Source organism: Actinomycetospora chibensis (assembly GCF_028737215.1).
Lineage (GTDB): Bacteria > Actinomycetota > Actinomycetes > Mycobacteriales > Pseudonocardiaceae > Actinomycetospora > Actinomycetospora chibensis.
The window spans coordinates 1-1395 of the sequence record NZ_JAQZAM010000049.1 but is presented as its reverse complement, the minus strand read 5'-3'; the positions used below and the strand labels follow the sequence as shown (position 1 = coordinate 1395).

Below are 1395 nucleotides of genomic sequence, written 5' to 3'. Positions count from 1 at the left end.
GATATGCGCGGGTTGGTTACCGCATGACCGGATGTTCGTCGGGAGCGTTCCGCGGATCTAGAGTCGAGCGTCGCCCGGCACGAATGGTCTCGGTGCTGAGCTGCTCATAGCGGAATCGCGGGTTGCTCCTCGCGCTGCCTGCATCCACACCCGGCGCCCGCCGGGGTCTGTGAGGCGACCGGGTGTCAGGCGGCCGGGTGCTGGTGGTGCTCGCCGAGCTGCTGATCGGCGAGGACGGCGAGGCTCCAGCACCAGCCGGCGAGCTCGCGGGCCACGGCCACGACGGAGACGGTCGGGCGCTTGTGGCGCTGCTCGAGACGGCACCAGCGTTGGTGCAAGCGGCGGTTGCCGGCCTCGGCGCGGGCCCGCACCTCGGCGGGCTGACCGTCGGCGCGCCGGGCTCGTTCCCGGCTGGGACGTAGCGGGCGACGGTGGTGCCAGGCGGCTTCGACCAGCAGTCGGCGGGCGTGGGCGTTGCCGGTCTTGGTGATCGAGCCCTGGACCCGTCGGGCGCCGGAGGAGGATTCCGAGGGCACCAGCCCGAGGTAGGAGCCGATGGTCGAGCCGGTGAAGCGGTGCCAGTCGGCGACCTCGACGCAGAGCCCGACAGCGGTCAGCGTGGAGACCCCGCGCAGGCAGCGCAGCCGTCCCACCGGGCCGGCCAGCGGCTCGGTGTCGGCCATCTGTTCGATCGCGGCGTCGAGACGGTCGCGGCGGGCGTGCACGCTGAACACCGCTTCGAGGGCTTCGTCGAAGGCCAGCTGCACCCCGCGCCGGTCGAAGTGCTGGCGGCGCAGCCAGTCGGTGTGCTCGCCGGTCCACGCGCTGCGCTCCCACACGATGCCCTGGCGCAGCAGCAGCTTGGACAGCCGGTGCCGCGCGCGCATCAGGTCCCCCCGAGCGTCTTCGCGGGCGCGCACCAAGTCCCGAGCGGCTTCCTCGGCCTCACTGGGGACCCGCACCGCGGGCAGCTCCCCGATGCGCAGCAGCCGCGCCAGACGCTCGGCGTCTCGGCGATCGGTCTTGACCTTGTCTCCGGCCGGGCGTTCCAGCTTGGAGGGCGCGACCACCTCGCAGCGCACCCCCGCCGCGGCCAGCGCCCGAGCCAGACCGAAGCCGGTCGGGCCGGCCTCATAGGTCACCGCCACCGGACCCGGTAACTCGAGCACCCAGGCCACGATCGCATCGGCCTGCGGCGCCACCCGCTGGGTGCGGATCTCACACGCCTCGTCGTCGATCGCGCACCCCACGACCGAACGAGCGTGAACGTCCAGGCCCACCCACGTACGCTCTGCCAACACCCGGCGCCTCCCGTAATTGCGGCACCGTCACCGAGTGCGACGGCGACCCGCGCCAACTTACGAGCGGGGCGCCGGGCCTCCATACGGTCTAGAC

1 protein-coding gene is annotated in these 1395 nt (G+C 72.8%); it reads right to left on the bottom strand.

Annotated elements, in window-relative coordinates:
- Positions 1-185: 185 nt before the first annotated feature.
- Complete coding sequence (locus PH189_RS30235) at positions 186-1280, bottom strand: IS110 family RNA-guided transposase (protein WP_274192571.1); 1095 nt, start codon at positions 1278-1280, stop codon at positions 186-188.
- Positions 1281-1395 lie beyond the last annotated feature (115 nt).